The 16,417-nt window shown below is 44.3% G+C and carries 15 protein-coding genes; 5 read left to right on the top strand and 10 right to left on the bottom strand.

Annotation, left to right across the window (positions count from 1 at the left end; all coding sequences use genetic code 11):
- Positions 1-13: 13 nt before the first annotated feature.
- The 4 genes from deoA to H2O73_RS08040 form a co-directional block, all read right to left on the bottom strand.
- Positions 14-1,342: a thymidine phosphorylase gene (deoA, locus tag H2O73_RS08055; RefSeq protein ID WP_182108330.1), complete on the bottom strand. Its 1,329-nt coding sequence runs from the start codon at positions 1,340-1,342 to the stop codon at positions 14-16.
- Between the two features lie 123 nt (positions 1,343-1,465).
- Positions 1,466-2,245, bottom strand: coding sequence for a deoxyribose-phosphate aldolase (gene deoC / locus H2O73_RS08050; protein WP_182108329.1), 780 nt, complete (start codon positions 2,243-2,245; stop codon positions 1,466-1,468).
- A gap of 530 nt (positions 2,246-2,775) precedes the next feature.
- Positions 2,776-4,059, bottom strand: coding sequence for a NupC/NupG family nucleoside CNT transporter (locus H2O73_RS08045; protein ID WP_182108328.1), 1,284 nt, complete (start codon positions 4,057-4,059; stop codon positions 2,776-2,778).
- 207 nt (positions 4,060-4,266) lie between these two features.
- Positions 4,267-5,037 carry a TatD family hydrolase gene (locus tag H2O73_RS08040; RefSeq protein WP_182108327.1) on the bottom strand — a complete coding sequence of 257 codons (771 nt, stop codon included), beginning with the start codon at positions 5,035-5,037 and terminating at the stop codon, positions 4,267-4,269.
- Positions 5,038-5,361: 324 nt separating this feature from the next.
- On the opposite strand from H2O73_RS08040, the gene H2O73_RS08035 reads away from it, so the two are divergent.
- The 4 genes from H2O73_RS08035 (at position 5,362) to H2O73_RS08020 (ending at position 10,123) form a co-directional block, all read left to right on the top strand.
- Positions 5,362-6,357, top strand: a complete 996-nt coding sequence (locus tag H2O73_RS08035; RefSeq protein ID WP_368737154.1) for a BMP family lipoprotein — start codon at positions 5,362-5,364, stop codon at positions 6,355-6,357.
- 114 nt (positions 6,358-6,471) lie between these two features.
- Positions 6,472-8,031 (top strand): ABC transporter ATP-binding protein, encoded by a 1,560-nt coding sequence (locus H2O73_RS08030; RefSeq protein ID WP_182108326.1) that lies wholly within the window; start codon positions 6,472-6,474, stop codon positions 8,029-8,031.
- Positions 8,031-9,155 (top strand): ABC transporter permease, encoded by a 1,125-nt coding sequence (locus tag H2O73_RS08025; protein ID WP_182108325.1) that lies wholly within the window; start codon positions 8,031-8,033, stop codon positions 9,153-9,155. The genes H2O73_RS08030 and H2O73_RS08025 overlap by 1 nt, the downstream gene beginning before the upstream one ends.
- A gap of 2 nt (positions 9,156-9,157) precedes the next feature.
- On the top strand, positions 9,158-10,123 hold the full coding sequence (locus H2O73_RS08020; protein WP_182108324.1) for an ABC transporter permease: 966 nt from the start codon (positions 9,158-9,160) through the stop codon (positions 10,121-10,123).
- Between the two features lie 21 nt (positions 10,124-10,144).
- On the opposite strand, the gene H2O73_RS08015 is transcribed toward H2O73_RS08020, so the two are convergent.
- From H2O73_RS08015 to H2O73_RS08005, 3 genes are all read right to left on the bottom strand, one after another.
- A complete protein-coding gene (locus H2O73_RS08015; protein ID WP_182108323.1) occupies positions 10,145-10,291 on the bottom strand; it encodes a DUF5363 family protein in 147 nt (48 codons plus the stop codon).
- A 71-nt stretch (positions 10,292-10,362) separates the two neighbouring features.
- Positions 10,363-11,136: a peroxide stress protein YaaA gene (gene yaaA, locus H2O73_RS08010; protein WP_182108322.1), complete on the bottom strand. Its 774-nt coding sequence runs from the start codon at positions 11,134-11,136 to the stop codon at positions 10,363-10,365.
- A gap of 101 nt (positions 11,137-11,237) precedes the next feature.
- Positions 11,238-12,674 (bottom strand): alanine/glycine:cation symporter family protein, encoded by a 1,437-nt coding sequence (locus tag H2O73_RS08005; protein ID WP_182108321.1) that lies wholly within the window; start codon positions 12,672-12,674, stop codon positions 11,238-11,240.
- A 693-nt stretch (positions 12,675-13,367) separates the two neighbouring features.
- Here H2O73_RS08005 and H2O73_RS08000 point away from each other — a divergent pair.
- On the top strand, positions 13,368-13,550 hold the full coding sequence (locus H2O73_RS08000; RefSeq protein ID WP_182108320.1) for a DUF3545 family protein: 183 nt from the start codon (positions 13,368-13,370) through the stop codon (positions 13,548-13,550).
- A 47-nt stretch (positions 13,551-13,597) separates the two neighbouring features.
- Here the strand turns inward: H2O73_RS08000 and H2O73_RS07995 are convergent, their stop codons facing one another.
- From H2O73_RS07995 to nfo, 3 genes are all read right to left on the bottom strand, one after another.
- Positions 13,598-14,149, bottom strand: a complete 552-nt coding sequence (locus H2O73_RS07995) for a hemerythrin domain-containing protein (RefSeq protein WP_182108319.1) — start codon at positions 14,147-14,149, stop codon at positions 13,598-13,600.
- Between the two features lie 149 nt (positions 14,150-14,298).
- Complete coding sequence (gene ung, locus H2O73_RS07990; RefSeq protein ID WP_182108318.1) at positions 14,299-14,985, bottom strand: uracil-DNA glycosylase; 687 nt, start codon at positions 14,983-14,985, stop codon at positions 14,299-14,301.
- Between the two features lie 313 nt (positions 14,986-15,298).
- Positions 15,299-16,180, bottom strand: a complete 882-nt coding sequence (gene nfo, locus H2O73_RS07985) for a deoxyribonuclease IV (protein WP_438696042.1) — start codon at positions 16,178-16,180, stop codon at positions 15,299-15,301.
- Between the last annotated feature and the right edge of the window lie 237 nt (positions 16,181-16,417).

Below are 16,417 nucleotides of genomic sequence, written 5' to 3'. Positions count from 1 at the left end.
GGTCGTATTAAAATTAAACGTCTTCGGCGCGAATTTGGCAGTATACATTTGGTGTTGGCGTGTAATCGCCACCAATGATAATCGCTTTACGCAGCGCTGTTGCGGCTTCTTGCCATTGCTCTTCACTACGAGCGTGGATAACGGCTAGTGGCTTGTTCTCATCGGCTACCTCGCCTAAGCGGATAAAGCCATCAAAACCTACTGCATAGTCAATTGCATCTGTCGCTACTCGGCGACCGCCACCCATAGAAACCACCGCCATGCCAATAGCACGAGTATCCATCGCTGAAACCAAGCCACTTTGCTCGGCAAAAACCGGTTTAACGATTGGTGCTGTTTCTAAATAGTTGTCGTAGTTTGCAATGAAATCCGCAGGGCCACCCAGACCGGCAACCATTTTGCCGAAACACTCAGCAGCTTTGCCATTATCAAGCACTTCCATTAACTTCGCGTTTGCTTCGTCAGTGTCTTTGGCTAACTTGCCAAGTACCAGCATTTCAGCACAAGATGCTAGCGTCACTTCAAGTAAACGAGGGTTACGGTATTCACCTGTCAGGAAGCGAACCGCTTCACGTACTTCAACGGCATTACCTGCAGATGAAGCCAATACTTGGTTCATGTCAGTTAGAATTGCCGTGGTCTTAGTACCTGCGCCATTGGCAACAGCTACTATCGATTTTGCTAGCTCTTCAGACGCTTCATAAGTTGGCATAAATGCGCCAGAGCCTACTTTTACGTCCATCACTAATGACTCAAGACCTGCTGCCAATTTCTTAGATAAAATAGAAGCCGTGATCAGTGAGATGTTGTCGACTGTAGCTGTGATATCACGCGTTGCATAAACACGTTTATCCGCTGGCGCTAAGTCACCCGTTTGACCGATAATCGCCACACCAGCATCTTTGGTCACTTGACCAAACACTTCATTGGTTGGGGTAATATTGTAGCCTGGAATCGATTCCAGTTTGTCTAGCGTACCACCAGTATGTCCAAGACCTCGACCAGAAATCATTGGTACAAAGCCACCGCACGCCGCAACCATAGGACCGAGCATTAGTGATGTCACATCACCCACGCCGCCTGTCGAATGCTTATCAACGATTGGACCAGCAAAATTCATATGGCTCCAATCAATCACCATGCCTGAATCACGCATTGCACACGTTAAGGCAATACGCTCTGGCATCGACATTTCATTGAAGAAAATAGTCATCGCAAACGCCGCGATCTGACCTTCTGAGACAGTGTTGTTGGCAACGCCTTGAATAAAAAAGTTAATTTCGTCAGCGGTAAGCTCTTCGCCATCACGCTTTTTACGAATGATCTCTTGAGGTAAATACATTAGATCCTCCCATACTCTAAAGAGTAAGGTTGTAGGGTAAAGAGGTAGAGATTGAAGTGGTGGCTAGCACCACTTCATCAAACAGACAGAATTTTCACGCCATCTTCACGTATGGTGAAGATATTAATATGCTGTTGGGTCAGCTTTCTCGTCTGTTACTTCTAATGTATTCAGAAGGCTAGTTAGTAGGCTTGATGCACCAAAACGGTAATGACGAGCGTCAACCCAGTTATCACCAAGAATATCATCCGCCATTGCTAAGTAAGCTGCTGCATCTTCAGCGGTACGTACACCACCAGCTGGTTTGAAACCAACCGTTTCTGCAACGCCCATGTCACGAATAACTTCAAGCATCATACGTGCGTATTCAGGTGTTGCGTTTACTGGCACTTTACCCGTAGAAGTTTTAATGAAGTCTGCACCCGCTTCAATACAGATTTGCGATGCTTTCTTGATTAGCGCTTCTTCTTTAAGTTCACCAGTTTCGATGATTACTTTTAGTAGTACGCCTTCGCTACACGCTGCTTTACATTGCTTAACTAGCTCAAGACCAACGTTCTCATCGCCTGCGATAAGCGCACGATATGGGAATACTACGTCTACTTCGTCTGCACCGTATGCAACAGCAGCTTTTGTTTCCGCTACTGCGATATCGATATCATCGTTACCGTGAGGGAAGTTTGTTACCGTTGCAATACGTACTTCAGGTGTACCTTGCTCGCGAAGTGTCTTCTTAGCAATAGGAATAAAGCGAGGGTAAATACAGATTGCAGCCGTGTTGCCTACTGCTGTTTTCGCATCATGACAAAGTGAAATTACTTTCGCATCTGTATCGTCGTCATTTAACGTCGTTAGGTCCATCAGTTGAAGTGCACGTAACGCTGCTGCTTTTAAATCGCTCATTTCTATCTCCGATCAATATTCAAAAATGTGACTGCTTCTCTTGCTCTCTGATTATAGGCAAAGAAGACAGTTATTAATGAACGGACTTGGTTCCTTGAAGACTCGGTGGCAAACAGCGAATTTGCCCCAATTGCTTTCCTTGTCACCGCACAGTACCAGTTTGGCCTATGGCACAACAATCTATGATTGCGGTGTCTTTAATAGCATAGAAAACAGCGCGAGGCATGTTCAATATGCTGAGTCAGGTAATTCATTTACCCAATAGTGAGAATTAATCGCGAAGTTGCACGCAATTTAATCCAAAGTCTATCTATGGTTATTACCTTATAAAGAAACCCCTCAAAACTGTAGTTGCAAATAGAGCGCAAACGGTTTGTATCTCAAAAAACATCTTGCTCAGCCTCTTTAGTATCTACTGTACGCAATGCGCTAACAGTTAAGGGCTGGCAAAAACAAAAAATGCCCCGCAGCAAACTAGTGCTACAGGGCATATATTCAATTGGCGTCTATAAATTAAAAGCCGAATCTATTTAAAATGCCGCAAGGCTTAAACAGAAGCCTGCAATTGTCGCTGCCATAAGGTTAGACAACGTACCAGCAAGAACAGCTTTGATACCCATGCGAGCGATATCATGACGGCGGTTTGGAGCCAAGCTACCTAGACCACCTAGTAGAATCGCAATTGAAGATAGGTTTGCGAAACCACATAGTGCAAATGAGATGATCGCAGTTGTCTTCTCAGACATCACTAGACCAGTCGCTTCAATGATTTGCGCATTCTCACCAATGTATGGCGTGAAGTTTAGGTACGCTACGAATTCATTGATTACCAGTTTTTGACCGATAAATGAACCAGCCACGATAGCTTCATCCCATGGAACACCGATTAGGAATGCCAGTGGTGAGAATAGGTAACCAAGAATTAGCTGTAGTGTTAGTTCTGGCATACCGAACCAATCACCAATACCACCTAGCATACCGTTCACTAGAGCAATTAGACCTACGAATGCGATTAGCATTGCACCTACGTTCAGTGCTAGTTGTAGACCAGATGCTGCACCACCTGCTGCTGCGTCAATAACGTTTGCAGGTTTGTCGTCACCACCGTCCATTGCCTCTTCGAAATCTTCGTGAGGCGTGTCAGTTTCAGGGTGAAGAATTTTAGCGAATAGTAGACCACCCGGTGCTGCCATGAATGATGCGGCAACTAGGTACTCTAGAGGTACACCCATAGATGCGTAACCCGCTAGTACACCACCAGCTACTGATGCCAAACCACCACACATTACTGCAAATAGCTCAGACTGTGTCATCTTTGGAACAAACGGACGAACCACTAGAGGCGCTTCAGTTTGACCAACGAAAATGTTAGCTGCTGCAGACATAGACTCGGCGCGAGAGGTACCCAGTGCTTTTTGTAGACCACCACCAAGGATTCTAATAACCCATTGCATGGCGCCGATGTAGTAAAGAACTGAAATTAGCGCAGAGAAGAAAATCAGTGTTGGAAGTACACGGAATGCGAAGATAAAGCCGCCGCCGCCAAATACTTCGAACATCTTGTCAGAAACAAGACCACCGAATAGGAAAGAGATACCATCGTTACCGTAGTTGATAACGTTAGATACACCTTGAGAGAAACCGTTTAACAGGTCACGACCCCAAGGCACGTAAAGAACAAATGCACCAAGTGCAAATTGGATAGCGAATGCGCCACCCACAGTTCTAAAGTTGATAGCTTTACGGTTATTTGAGAATGCAAATGCAATAGCAAGAAGCACTACCATACCGACTAGGCTCATAAACAGGCTCATAGTTTATGACTTCCTTATATTATTTGTTGGCGTGTTACAAAATGGAGCTCAAAAGCGCTGTGGATTATACTTATCGAACCAATTTAAAATAGTACCCAACTCGCACTTTTTACTAAGCAACACATCTTGTACATTTACTAATGAGACATTAATCACAAAACGCAACCGATTAAATGGCGAAGTTAACAAAAATAGCACTTTTCAACCTCATAATTTAAACAATAATTTTGATGATTTTTCTATCATTAGGGTAATCGTTTGCTCCGGTTCGTTTCGCAGCAATATAAAAGAAGATAGAACATTTTTTACGAACTTGGGTTGATTCGGCTCTCCTTGATAACCATAAAGTGGCATATCTGGTGAGTCCGTTTCCAAAATGAGCTTATCAAGTGGTAATCGAGCAACGGCATCTCGAGTTTTTCTCGCTCGTTCGTAAGTGATGGAGCCCCCTACCCCAATATATAAACCTTGTTTAATATATTGCATCCCTAGTTCATAACTACCCGTAAAACCATGTAATACCCCTCCTTTTGGTAAAGGGTATTGCTTTAATAACTGCAACAATTCTTGGTGCGCTTTTCGTACGTGAAACAGAACAGGCAACTCATAGCGCTGGGCTAACTTTAGTTGCTCAGTCAATACTTCTATTTGCAGCCTCTGCTCATCTTTTCCGTGATAAAAATCGAGCCCACATTCACCAATCGCAATGCAATCTTCACCTTGATCTAACCTTATTTTCATCAACTCAAGCTGGTCACGGCTCTCAGCAGAGACAAACCATGGATGAATCCCCATAGCCCACTCCACCATCGGGTGCTCATGCGCATATTGCTGAATAAGATTCCAGTTATTCGCATCGACTCCAGGTACGATTATTCGCTCAACACCCGCTTTACGCGCTTGCTGCAAAGCCGTATCAATTCCAATGCCTTTTTGCACCATCAAGTCCAAATGACAATGCGTATCAAACAAGCACATAAGCACTTTTACCTCTATAACAATACCACCACCCACTCATAACAAATGCGTACATCACAATTATGATCATGGCATTACCCACGGTAACGTTTTCCCTTGATCTAGCTCACATTTTCACACAAGAGAGTGGTGTTAAAAAAATCAAGCAAACGATAAAATGCTCGATTGATAGACGGTGCAAATATAGCTACCGCCAATCCTGCAGACAAAAGTCTGACCTTATTTACTCTACGTAGCGAAACATTGATTCTCACAAATGTTAATAAAAAGTGAAAACAGAGCCGCTACTTTCATGTCGCATTTTGCACTACTAAGGATTTGATAGTGAAAAACCAAATTTTGAAACTCTCTACTCTGGCTCTTGCCATGTCGTCATTCAGTGTTTTCGCCGCGAAGCCAGCTGTAGTCTACGACACCGCGGGCAAGTTTGATAAATCATTCAACGAAGCGGTTTACCAAAATGGCGTGAAGAAATTCAATGCGGACAAGGGTGTTACTGTACGCGAATTTGAACCTCAAAACGAAGCGCAGCGCGAGCAAGGTCTACGTCGCCTAGCAAGCCGTGGCTTCTCTCCTATCGTAGCAGTTGGCTTCAACATGTCTTCTGCGGTAGAGAAAGTGGCAACAGAATACCCAGACATTCAATTTACTATTATCGACTCTGTAGTAGATAAGCCAAACGTACAGTCAATCGTATTCAAAGAGCACGAAGGTTCTTTCCTTGTAGGTGCACTAGCAGCAAAAGCGTCTGCCAATGGTAAAGTCGGTTTCGTTGGCGGTATGGATATTCCTCTTATCCGTAAATTTGAATGTGGTTACCGTCAAGGTGCTAAGTATGCAAACCCAAATGTTGAGACTTTCCTAAACATGACAGGTTCAACACCAGCTGCATTTGCTGACCCAGCAAAAGGTTCTGAGCTAGCAAAATCTCAATTCTCTAAAGGTGTTGACGTAATCTACGCAGCCGCTGGCGGTACAGGTATGGGTGTATACCAAGCAGCGAAAGATGCGGGCAAATTTGCCATTGGTGTTGATGCAAACCAAAACCACCTACAACCTGGCACAATGCTGACTTCAATGGTTAAAAAGGTAGGTGTTGCAGCTTACAACTCATGGGATCAAGCAGAAAAAGGCTCTTGGAGTGCTGGTATCAAAGTTCTAGGTCTGAAAGAAGGCGCTGTTGAATGGGCTTACGATGAGTACAACAAAGATCTTGTTTCAGCTGAAGACCGCGCTTACTTGGAAAAAATCCAAGCAGACATCGTAAGCGGTAAAGTTGCTGTACATGATTACATGTCTAACAACTCATGTGACATCTAAACCTATCTGTGACGCACAAAACCAGCACTGTTTAAGTGCTGGTTACATTGCAACACGATAAACGCCGCTGCTGCTGTAGTAGCGGCGTACTGTTATCTAAAAAGGCTTTATCCTGTGACACAAACTATTGCGATAGAACTAAACAGTATCGATAAACGATTTGGCTCGGTTCATGCCAACCGCAACATCGATTTGAAAGTCCCGACAGGCACAATTCACGGCATTATCGGTGAAAATGGGGCAGGTAAATCAACTCTAATGAGTATTATTTACGGCTTCTATCATGCAGACTCAGGCACGATGACGGTCAACGGCGCACCTTATAAACCCAATAATTCTCAAGATGCAATTCGCTCTGGAATCGGTATGGTTCACCAACACTTTATGTTGGTTGAAACTTTTACTGTCCTTGAAAATATCATTCTTGGCGCAGAAGAAGGTTGGAAGCTTGATGATACGCTATCAAAAGCGCGTCAAAAGCTCGAGGAGCTCGCTAAAGATTATGGGCTTGATGTTCCCTTAGATACCCCCGTTGGACGTCTACCTGTTGGTTTACAGCAGCGTGTTGAAATACTAAAAGCACTCTATCGCGGCGCTAAGATTCTGATCTTAGATGAGCCGACCGGTGTGCTTACCCCACAGGAAGCTGATCACTTATTCCGAATTCTCGATAAATTAAGAGAGCAAGGCACTACGGTGATGATCATCACCCACAAGCTACGTGAAGTATTGGCTATTACTGACAATATCTCCGTGATGCGCCAAGGTGCAATGGTTTCTCATGTTGTAACCGCAGAAACTGACAAAGAACAACTGGCTGAATTAATGGTTGGACGTAAAGTTCGACTCAAAGTCGACAAACAACCGGCACAACCAAAGAAAGAACTCATCACAGTTAAAGATCTACAGTACTTCGACCAATCCGGTGTAGAGCGTATTAAGAAGGTGAACTTCTCTGTTCGCCAAGGTGAAGTTGTCGGCATTGCTGGCGTTTCCGGCAATGGACAATCTGAAATTCTTAGCCTACTGTCTGGCATTATTGCACCAAGCTCAGGTTCTATCGAACTTAATGGTCGCGAAATTTCACCACAGTCGCCACTCGATCCGCAGCAAATACGAGCTATCGGCGTAAGCCATATTCCAGAAGATCGCCACAAACAAGGTTTGGTGAATAAATTCTCTGCGAAAGAGGCCTTCATTCTAGGTCATCAACATCTTAGCCAATACAACCAAGGTTTCTTGCAGAACAAAAAAGCGATTGAAGAAGCTTGCCAATCCAGTATGGATAAGTGGGATGTACGCCCTAACGACCCATCATTGAAAACCGCGAACTTCTCCGGTGGTAACCAGCAAAAACTGGTCATCGCCCGCGAAATGGAACAGGACCCAGATGTACTGCTTGTTGGTCAACCGACCCGAGGTGTCGATATCGGTGCAATTGAATATATCCACCAGCAAATCATCTGTGCCCGAGATGCAGACAAAGCGGTATTGCTTGTCTCTGTTGAACTGGATGAGATCTTAGCGCTTGCTGACCGTATTTTGGTGATGTTTGACGGCATCATTGTTGGCGAAGTTCCCGCAGCGCAAGCGGATGAGAAAACCTTAGGCTTGATGATGGCAAACATTCTCCCTGATCACCTTAAACAACCTGATACGCAAGGAGCGCAATAATGAGTCAAGCGAAAGTACCCGCTTGGGTAACCATGGCGCTGCTGCCTGCAATCAACGTATTGGTTGCGTTTCTTGTTTCAGCACTACTGTTTATCTACATTGACATCAACCCTGTTGATGCAGCAAAAGTGATGTGGACCGGAGCATTTGGTTATGCTGAAGGTCTTGGCTACACCTTGTATTACGCCACAGGTTTTGTCTTTACGGGGCTTGCCGTAGCAGTCGCCTTCCACGCTGGTCTGTTTAATATCGGTGGTGAAGGTCAAGCGTATATTGGTGGTCTAGGTGTTGGTCTTGTCTGTTTAACACTTGGGGAATACGTTCCTTGGTGGATCGCCTTTCCTGTCGCCATTGTTGTTGGTGGTGCTTTTGGTGCGGCATGGGCGTTTATCCCTGCTTACTTACAAGCGAAACGTGGTTCACATATCGTAATCACCACCATTATGTTTAACTTCATTGCGTCTTCGCTAATGGCTTACCTTCTGGTTGATATCCTTAAACCTGATAACACCATGGCAACTGAAAGCCGCGTATTTGCGGTCAGCAGCTGGCTACCAAAGATGCACGAAATCCTCGCGATATTTGGTATTGAAAGCGCGCCTAGCCCACTCAATTTGAGCTTTGTTTTCGCCCTACTTTGCTGTGTGTTTGTCTGGTTACTCATGTGGAATTCACGCTGGGGTTATGAAATCCGTTCTGTGGGTGCAAACCCAACGGCTGCCGGCTATGCGGGTATCAAATACGTCAAAGTAATCGTTCTCACCATGTTGATATCAGGCATGCTAGCGGGCTTCTTTGGCTTAAACGTACTGCAAGGTGAGCTACACCAAATCAAACTCAACTTTGTTGAAGGCTTCGGCTTTACCGGTATTGCCGTGGCGCTTATGGGGCGTAATCACCCAATTGGCGTACTACTCGCCAGTCTACTGTTTGGTTTCTTATACCAAGGTGGCGCTGAACTGAGCTTTGAATACGGTGTTGACCGTAATATCGTCGTTGTTTTGCAAGGACTGGTTATTCTATTCTCTGGTGCATTAGAACATATGTTCCGACCTCATCTAGAACGCGCATACCTCAAGCTTGCTGCTAAAAAGCCACAACAACCAGCTGAGCAAGGAGTCTGAGCATGTTTGAAACGATAATCTTAATGCTGGATGCAACGCTACGTGTTGCGACACCATTGATCCTTGCGGCCTTAGCTGGCATGTTCTGTGAGCGTGCTGGTATTGTCAACATCGCCCTAGAGGGTAAGCTGCTTGCCTCGGCATTCACAGGTGCGGCTATGGCGCATGTGACAGGCTCAGCTTGGCTTGGTCTCTTCGCTGGTATTGGTATTTCAGTACTGCTTTCATTGCTGCATGGTTTTGCTGCTATCACTCACCGCGGAGATCAAGTGGTCAGTGGTATGGCGATCAATATTCTTGCCGCTGGATTAACCGTTACCTTAGGGCGCCACTGGTTCCATCAAGGCGGACAAACACCTGCGCTATCCGGTGATGCACGTTTTGCCCCAATCAACCTTCCAGGAGCAGAAGCGCTGAGCGATGTCCCTGTGATTGGTCTGCTTTACTCGGAACTGATCAGCGGTCACTCAATTTTGATTTACATGCTCGTGGTAATCGTACCGGCAACTTGGTATTTACTGTTTAAGACGCGCTTCGGCTTGCGTTTACGCGCCGTTGGTGAATCCCCTTCAGCCGTCGATACTGCGGGTATTTCGGTTGCCAAAGTACGTTACTCAGCCGTGATCATTTGTGGTGTATTAGTCGGTATTGGTGGGGTTTACTTGTCTGTCGCACAAACTGCACAGTTCATTCCAAACATGAGTGCAGGTAAAGGCTACATGGCATTGGCGGCACTTATTTTTGGTAAGTGGCGTCCATTCACCGCAATGTGGGCATGTTTACTGTTTGGTTTCCTTGATGCGCTAGCAATTCGCATGCAAGGGGTGACGATTGGCGACTTCCCAATTCCAGTTCAAGCGATTGAAGCGGTCCCTTACATCCTGACTGTCTTCCTACTGGCTGGCTTTATTGGCAAAGCCGTTGCACCGAAAGCTATCGGTGTCCCTTACAGTAAAGAACGCGAATAAAAAGCAAAAGGGAGTGATAATTCACTCCCTTTCTTCTTTCACCGGTTGGTCTTTGTTTTCTGGATCAGAGCGATAAGCTACACAGCTGCGCTTTTGCTCCGGTGTCAGCCCCATGGATTGACACCATGCATCGTACTTAGCGACCAACGCTTTAATCCATGCCCACATACGCCATCCCTCGAAAATCGAGCCCTCAAGTCAGCGAGGCGACTTGAGCAACTCTTACATTGTTCTGCTACTTACTGCTCTTCGCGTTTGAACATCAACTCAGTTGGTGATGATTCCTCTTCGACAAAGTAGTAACCCGCCATATCAAACTGCGTCAAATCGGCCACACTACTAATGCGTTTTTCAATAATATAGCGCGCCATCATACCGCGTGCTTTTTTCGCATAAAAACTGATCACCTTATATTGACCGTTCTTACAATCTTTAAAGATCGGAGTGATGACCTGAGCGTCGAGTGCTTTGGGTTTGACTGCTTTGAAATACTCATTGGATGCTAAGTTGATCAATACATTGTCGCCTTGCTCTGCAATGGCTTGATTCAATTTATCGGTGATCACATTGCCCCAAAATTGGTAAAGGTTGCTGCCTTTATCATTCGCAAGCTTAGTGCCCATTTCTAAGCGATATGGCTGCATCAAATCGAGCGGTTTTAGCAAGCCGTACAAACCTGACAACATGCGCAAATGTTGTTGCGCGTACGCCAAATCCTCATCCGTTAGCGTTTCCGCCTCTAAACCCGTGTATACATCGCCCTTAAAGGCGAGAATAGCTTGGCGAGCGTTTTCTTGAGTAAAGGTTTCACTCCACTCTTGAAAGCGCCCTGCGTTCAAATCAGCGATTTTATCGCTCACCTTCATCAAACTTGCAATATCTGCAGGCGTCAACTTGCGGCAAACGTCGATCAACTGTTTTGAGTACTCAATCAGCTCTGGTTGAGTGTGCTTTTCAGTGGTAAGAGGCGACTCGTAATCTAGAGTCTTTGCAGGAGAAACAACGATCAGCATGACTTTACTCTATCCTTATAGATTTTTTAATAGAGTACAAAAAAAGCCATGCATTGTCTGCATGGCTTGATTGATTAGTTCAATAGCTGTAAACGATGACGTTACTCTTCCGTCTTCTTACTGTTGTACCAAATACCATCTTCTAACTGAGATTTCAGTTCAGGGTAGTCATTGGCATCAAACGTTGGCAACTTACCTTCTTTCAACTGACGGTTGTAGTCGTTTGCAAGTTTGATCACTGTACCTGACAGCAAAATAATTGCGACTAAGTTGACAATCGCCATCATACCCATTGATACATCAGCCAAAGACCAAACAACAGGTAATGACGCTAGAGCACCAAACATAACCATACCTAAAACGACGATGCGGAAAATGCCTAAGCCCGCTTTGTGGTTATGTTCAAGGAACAACAAGTTCGTTTCAGCGTATGAGTAGTTGGCAATAATCGAAGTAAAAGCAAAGAAGAAGATTGCTACAGCGACAAAAATACTGCCCCACTCACCAACTTGAGAGCTTAAAGCCGCTTGAGTTAGCTCAATACCGGTTAGCTCGCCACCAGGTACAAACTCACCTGACATTAGAATAATCGCCACTGTTGCTGAACAGATAACGATGGTATCCATAAATACACCTAGCATTTGCACGTAACCTTGCGATGCAGGGTGTGGCGGATAAGGTGTAGCTGATGCCGCGGCGTTTGGCGCAGAACCCATACCGGCCTCGTTCGAGAACAGACCGCGCTTGATACCATTAATCATCGCTTGGGCAATTGCATAACCCAAACCACCGGCTGCTGCTTCTTGGAAGCCAAATGCGCTCTTAACGATCAGCGTAAGGATTGCTGGTAGTTTCTCAATGTTTGAGAACATAACGAATAGAGCCAGCGCTAAATAAGCCAGCGCCATCACTGGAACAATCAACTCGGCAACGCGCGCAATACGCTTAATACCACCAAAAATGATGATCGCCGAAAGGACGACAACAGCAGCACCAACGTACTTGTCTTCCCACCCAAACGCAGTGTGCATTGCGTTAGCAATTGAGTTCGCCTGTACAGCATTGAACACAAGGCCAAAAGCGATAATCAAGAAGATTGAGAAAAGCACGCCCATCCAACGCATGCCCAGACCTTTCTCCATGTAGTAGGCTGGACCACCGCGGTAATTGCCATCGTCATCTTTTGTTTTGTATAGCTGTGCTAGTGTGCTTTCTGCGAATGCGGTTGCCATACCCAACATGGCAATCAGCCACATCCAGAAAATCGCGCCAGGACCACCAGCCGTCAGCGCCACTGCTACACCGGCCATGTTACCGGTACCTACACGTGCAGCAAGACTGGTACAAAGTGCTTGGAAAGAAGATATACCTGCTTTGTCTGCTTTACGGCTGTTCTTAAGAACAGAAAACATATGACCGAAATGACGGAACTGAATGAAACCAAGTCGGATTGTAAAGTACACGCCCACACCGACTAAAAGATAAACAAGAATAGACCCCCAGAGCAGGTCATTCATTAAATTAATTAAATCTGTCATAACATCCTCAAAGTGAGTTTCGCCAATCCCTGCGTCCCTGCCATCCATCTAGTTGCGTACTAAGTGTCAATATAATTCTTAGTAGTTATGTTTTAATTTTTAGCAACTGAGACATGTAAAACTCGCTTCGTGCTTCCCTTTTACGTATCGACGTATTTTTTGACGGAGCGGATAATGCAGTGAAGCATGGTAAAAATCAATATGCATCAACATGCATTGTTATGTTATTTTTTACTATAAACTCACCATCGATTAACACAATTCAAGACAGTGAATTAACATATTTGTCTCATGGCTATTAACCATTAACAACAACCCACCCTTACCATCATATTGGTGGCACCTACTTTGAAACACACTGCAATCCCTTGTTGGATCTAGCAATTATGGACACATTGCGCCTAACTTAAGCCTATCTGCTGCGTACATTCGATAATATGCTCAGTTCAAAGCGATTCGCTTGAGAGGGGAAGCAATTTAAAACAGCCAGTTAACATCAAAAATAGACAACAATAGCGAAATTAACATTACTGAACGGTCATTTTTTATTCTTTTGTTACCCATAAAAAGCTAACTGGAGCACAAAAAAAATAAAAAATTCATTGGATCGCAACAAATGAGAAATCAATCATAGATAGGCTTTTATCTCGATGGTATTAAACAGAAGATAACAGCGTAGAACAGAGGTAGCATATGGATGGCTTGAACTTTGACGATATGATTGAGATGAATTTCTCCAGAGGGCGCTCAACAAGAACAAAACCGGTAAAACGTAAATGGCGCGAAATAGAAGCAATTAATGACCGACGTCGATTAGAGAAAGAACTACGAGATATGGATATTGGTCTCGACAGCTTAGACGATTTAGAACTATAGAAAAAAGAGGCGATTACGCCTCTTTTTTATTTTCAGCAACCAATGTTCTAAGTGATCTCATTATCGGTTTCACGCACACGCTGCGCGAGCTGAGCATAACGTTCGGCTATCGTATCGCCAAAAACTGGATCGTCATCGTCATGAGAGAATAATAACTCAACTTGCTGCCAATCTTGCACCGTGAAACGCTCACATATCATAGGCAGAATGCGTCGCTCTTCAAACTCAAGATGTTCACGTTGTGCTTTAATGAACTCTTGCAATTGCTCAATGAATATTTGGTGAGGAACCACCGCGTCTTGCAAAATCATTTCAACGGTATTTTGAAATGAGCGTGTTTTACACCCTAACAGCTTATGTTCGAACTCCAAGTTCTCCATTTCATCTTTCTCACCATAATTTTCTTGGTAATAGTGATAAAGGATATCTTCTTTAGGGTGATGAGAGTTCTCTGAATGTTCAGATAAGTAGTCAACCACCTCTTTAATCAAGCTGTAATTAACGGGTTGCTCTTGCTTCAACCGCTCAACTTTCTCCGCCAAAATAGCAAGCAGCCTGACCATATAGCCATGCTCACGCCTGATTCTTTCAATCATCATTGCGTCTCTCCTTAAACACACACTCTAAGTAAGTGTATATAAGAATAGAGTGAAAGGCTTGGAGTGTGTTCAAGAAAAACGAATAAATATTAAACACTTTTCAATCAATGGAGTTGCCTACTTGATCATCTATACGACGTAATATCGGCTTACTCAATCGTTGCAGCTAATGCCCAATCAATTGCAGTTACCCCTTGTTTCTCAAGTAATTGATTCGCTTGAGAGAAGTGTTTACAACCAAGAAAGCCTCTGTGCGCTGACAGCGGGGATGGATGCGGTGCAGTTAACACATAGTGCTTGTCACGGTCGATAAAACGCCCTTTCTTCTGAGCGTGCGCACCCCAAAGCAGAAAGACGACACCAGAGCGATGTTGATTGATCGCCTCTATGACTTTATCGGTATAGGTTTCCCAGCCCGTGGTTTTCGCATGGGAATGCGCTTTACCTTGCTCAACAGTCAATACCGTATTGAGCAACAATACCCCTTGTTCAGCCCAATGCTGTAAATAACCGTGTTGGGGGATCTCAAAACCCGCAATGTCTTGCGCCAACTCTTTGTACATGTTCACTAAAGAGGGTGGCGTCTTAATACCAGGTAAAACAGAAAAACATAAACCATGAGCTTGATTGGGACCGTGGTATGGGTCTTGCCCTAGAATCACCACTTTAATTTGATGAAACTCGGTGGCACGAAAGGCATTAAATACATCGGCAATAGGAGGAAAAATCGTTTTACCGCTGGCACGTTCATGCTCAACGTAAGCGAGCGTTTGTTGATAATACTCTTGTTGCTCTTCACTTCCGATTACATCTTGCCAAGTCAGCGTCGAGTTCATGCTTTGTTCCTTCTACTATATAGCCAATATCTGGTTCAATTCATTGTCGCAAAAACCAGTAGAGGAACAAAGCCATAGTTTGAGGGGGTAGATTGAATTAACTCCGTTGCGGTGTTCGATAATGCCCCTGCCCTGTAACATGACGATTAGGCACTGGCATACGGACAGAACGTGAAGAACTTACTTGGCTAGAGCGTAATTTAAACATGGCAGCACCTTCTATATTGGAGAAACTCACTTAAGCTTCACAATGGAAGCTTTACAATAATTCCTCTTGAAAGATTAGTGCCACCTTAGCTCTCTTCAAACTCAGTTATGCATTTTCACGTAAAACCTGTTGATGAAAAGCACGTAACTGATTGATTTCCTCTTTCCACTTTTCAGGCTCAATTGTTTCTAAAATCAGAGGCATACCATCAAACATTGCCTGTTTGGCTATGTACTCAAAACAGCTCCAGCCTATTTCACCTTTACCCAATGCATGATGCCTATCAACGCGACTACCTAACGCAGATTTAGAGTCATTAATGTGCATTGCTCTTAAATAGTGCATTCCAACAACACGATCAAATTCAGCAAACGTTGCCTCACAAGCCTCAGTACTCGATAGATCATAACCTGCAGCAAAGGTGTGGCAGGTATCTAAGCAAACACCAACTCGACTTTTGTCTTCGACCTGGGCAATGATTTCTGCTAGATGTTCAAACTTCCAGCCCAAATTTGAACCTTGGCCAGCGGTATTCTCAATCACGGCAATCACTTCGGGAACCGCTTGGTGCGCCAAGTTGATTGACTGTGCAATTTTTGCCAAACACTCTTGTTCTGAAATTTTGTTTAAGTGGCTACCTGGGTGAAAGTTCAATAACGTCAAACCCAGTTGATGGCAACGTTCCATCTCATCAATAAACGCAGCGCGTGATTTCTCCAGCTTCTCTTCTTCTGGAGCGCCTAAGTTAATCAAATAGGAATCGTGCGGTAGAATTTGCTCAGCGGTAAATCCGAGCATTTTGCAGTTTGCTTTAAAGGCGCTAATGGTTTTTGCTTCCAGCGGTTTTGCTGCCCATTGACGCTGATTTTTGGTGAACAGTGCAAATGCATTGGCGCCAATCTCGCGCGCTCTCATTGGCGCTTGGTCTACCCCACCTGCGGCAGATACATGCGCACCAATATACTTAATTTGTGATCTATCACTCATTGTCATTTAACCACTTTTTCTCTTTCAGTTTGCCAACCTAAACACAAGAAGTTAGCCCAATTAATCACCACAAAAACGACCATTTTGTCGTAAATTTACAACAAAATGTCGATTTAACTATTTTTGAATCTATAAAATAAATTGTAATTCTTAGTTTTTAAAGGCTTTATTGATTTAACTCAATAAAATCACCTTCAGAAAATTAAGGTTTTTAGTTGTAATTTGACCTAAATCAAT

Source organism: Vibrio marinisediminis (assembly GCF_014050145.1).
In the GTDB taxonomy this organism is placed as follows: domain Bacteria; phylum Pseudomonadota; class Gammaproteobacteria; order Enterobacterales; family Vibrionaceae; genus Vibrio; species Vibrio marinisediminis.
The sequence above is the reverse complement of the archived record's forward strand: the minus strand, read 5'-3'. Positions and strand labels throughout refer to the sequence as shown.

Bases quoted from the DNA above. Each gene is read 5' to 3' on its own strand.
- ung (WP_182108318.1), bottom strand. From the start codon at position 14,985: ATGAACTCGACGCTGACTTGGCAAGATGTAATCGGAAGTGAAGAGCAA.
- H2O73_RS07995 (WP_182108319.1), bottom strand. From the start codon at position 14,149: ATGATGATTGAAAGAATCAGGCGTGAGCATGGCTATATGGTCAGGCTG.
- H2O73_RS08000 (WP_182108320.1), top strand. From the start codon at position 13,368: ATGGATGGCTTGAACTTTGACGATATGATTGAGATGAATTTCTCCAGA.
- H2O73_RS08040 (WP_182108327.1), bottom strand. From the start codon at position 5,037: ATGTGCTTGTTTGATACGCATTGTCATTTGGACTTGATGGTGCAAAAA.
- H2O73_RS08025 (WP_182108325.1), top strand. From the start codon at position 8,031: ATGAGTCAAGCGAAAGTACCCGCTTGGGTAACCATGGCGCTGCTGCCT.
- deoA (WP_182108330.1), bottom strand. From the start codon at position 1,342: ATGTATTTACCTCAAGAGATCATTCGTAAAAAGCGTGATGGCGAAGAG.
- H2O73_RS08020 (WP_182108324.1), top strand. From the start codon at position 9,158: ATGTTTGAAACGATAATCTTAATGCTGGATGCAACGCTACGTGTTGCG.
- H2O73_RS08015 (WP_182108323.1), bottom strand. From the start codon at position 10,291: ATGTGGGCATGGATTAAAGCGTTGGTCGCTAAGTACGATGCATGGTGT.
- H2O73_RS08005 (WP_182108321.1), bottom strand. From the start codon at position 12,674: ATGACAGATTTAATTAATTTAATGAATGACCTGCTCTGGGGGTCTATT.
- H2O73_RS08045 (WP_182108328.1), bottom strand. From the start codon at position 4,059: ATGAGCCTGTTTATGAGCCTAGTCGGTATGGTAGTGCTTCTTGCTATT.
- nfo (WP_438696042.1), bottom strand. From the start codon at position 16,180: ATGAGTGATAGATCACAAATTAAGTATATTGGTGCGCATGTATCTGCC.
- deoC (WP_182108329.1), bottom strand. From the start codon at position 2,245: ATGAGCGATTTAAAAGCAGCAGCGTTACGTGCACTTCAACTGATGGAC.
- yaaA (WP_182108322.1), bottom strand. From the start codon at position 11,136: ATGCTGATCGTTGTTTCTCCTGCAAAGACTCTAGATTACGAGTCGCCT.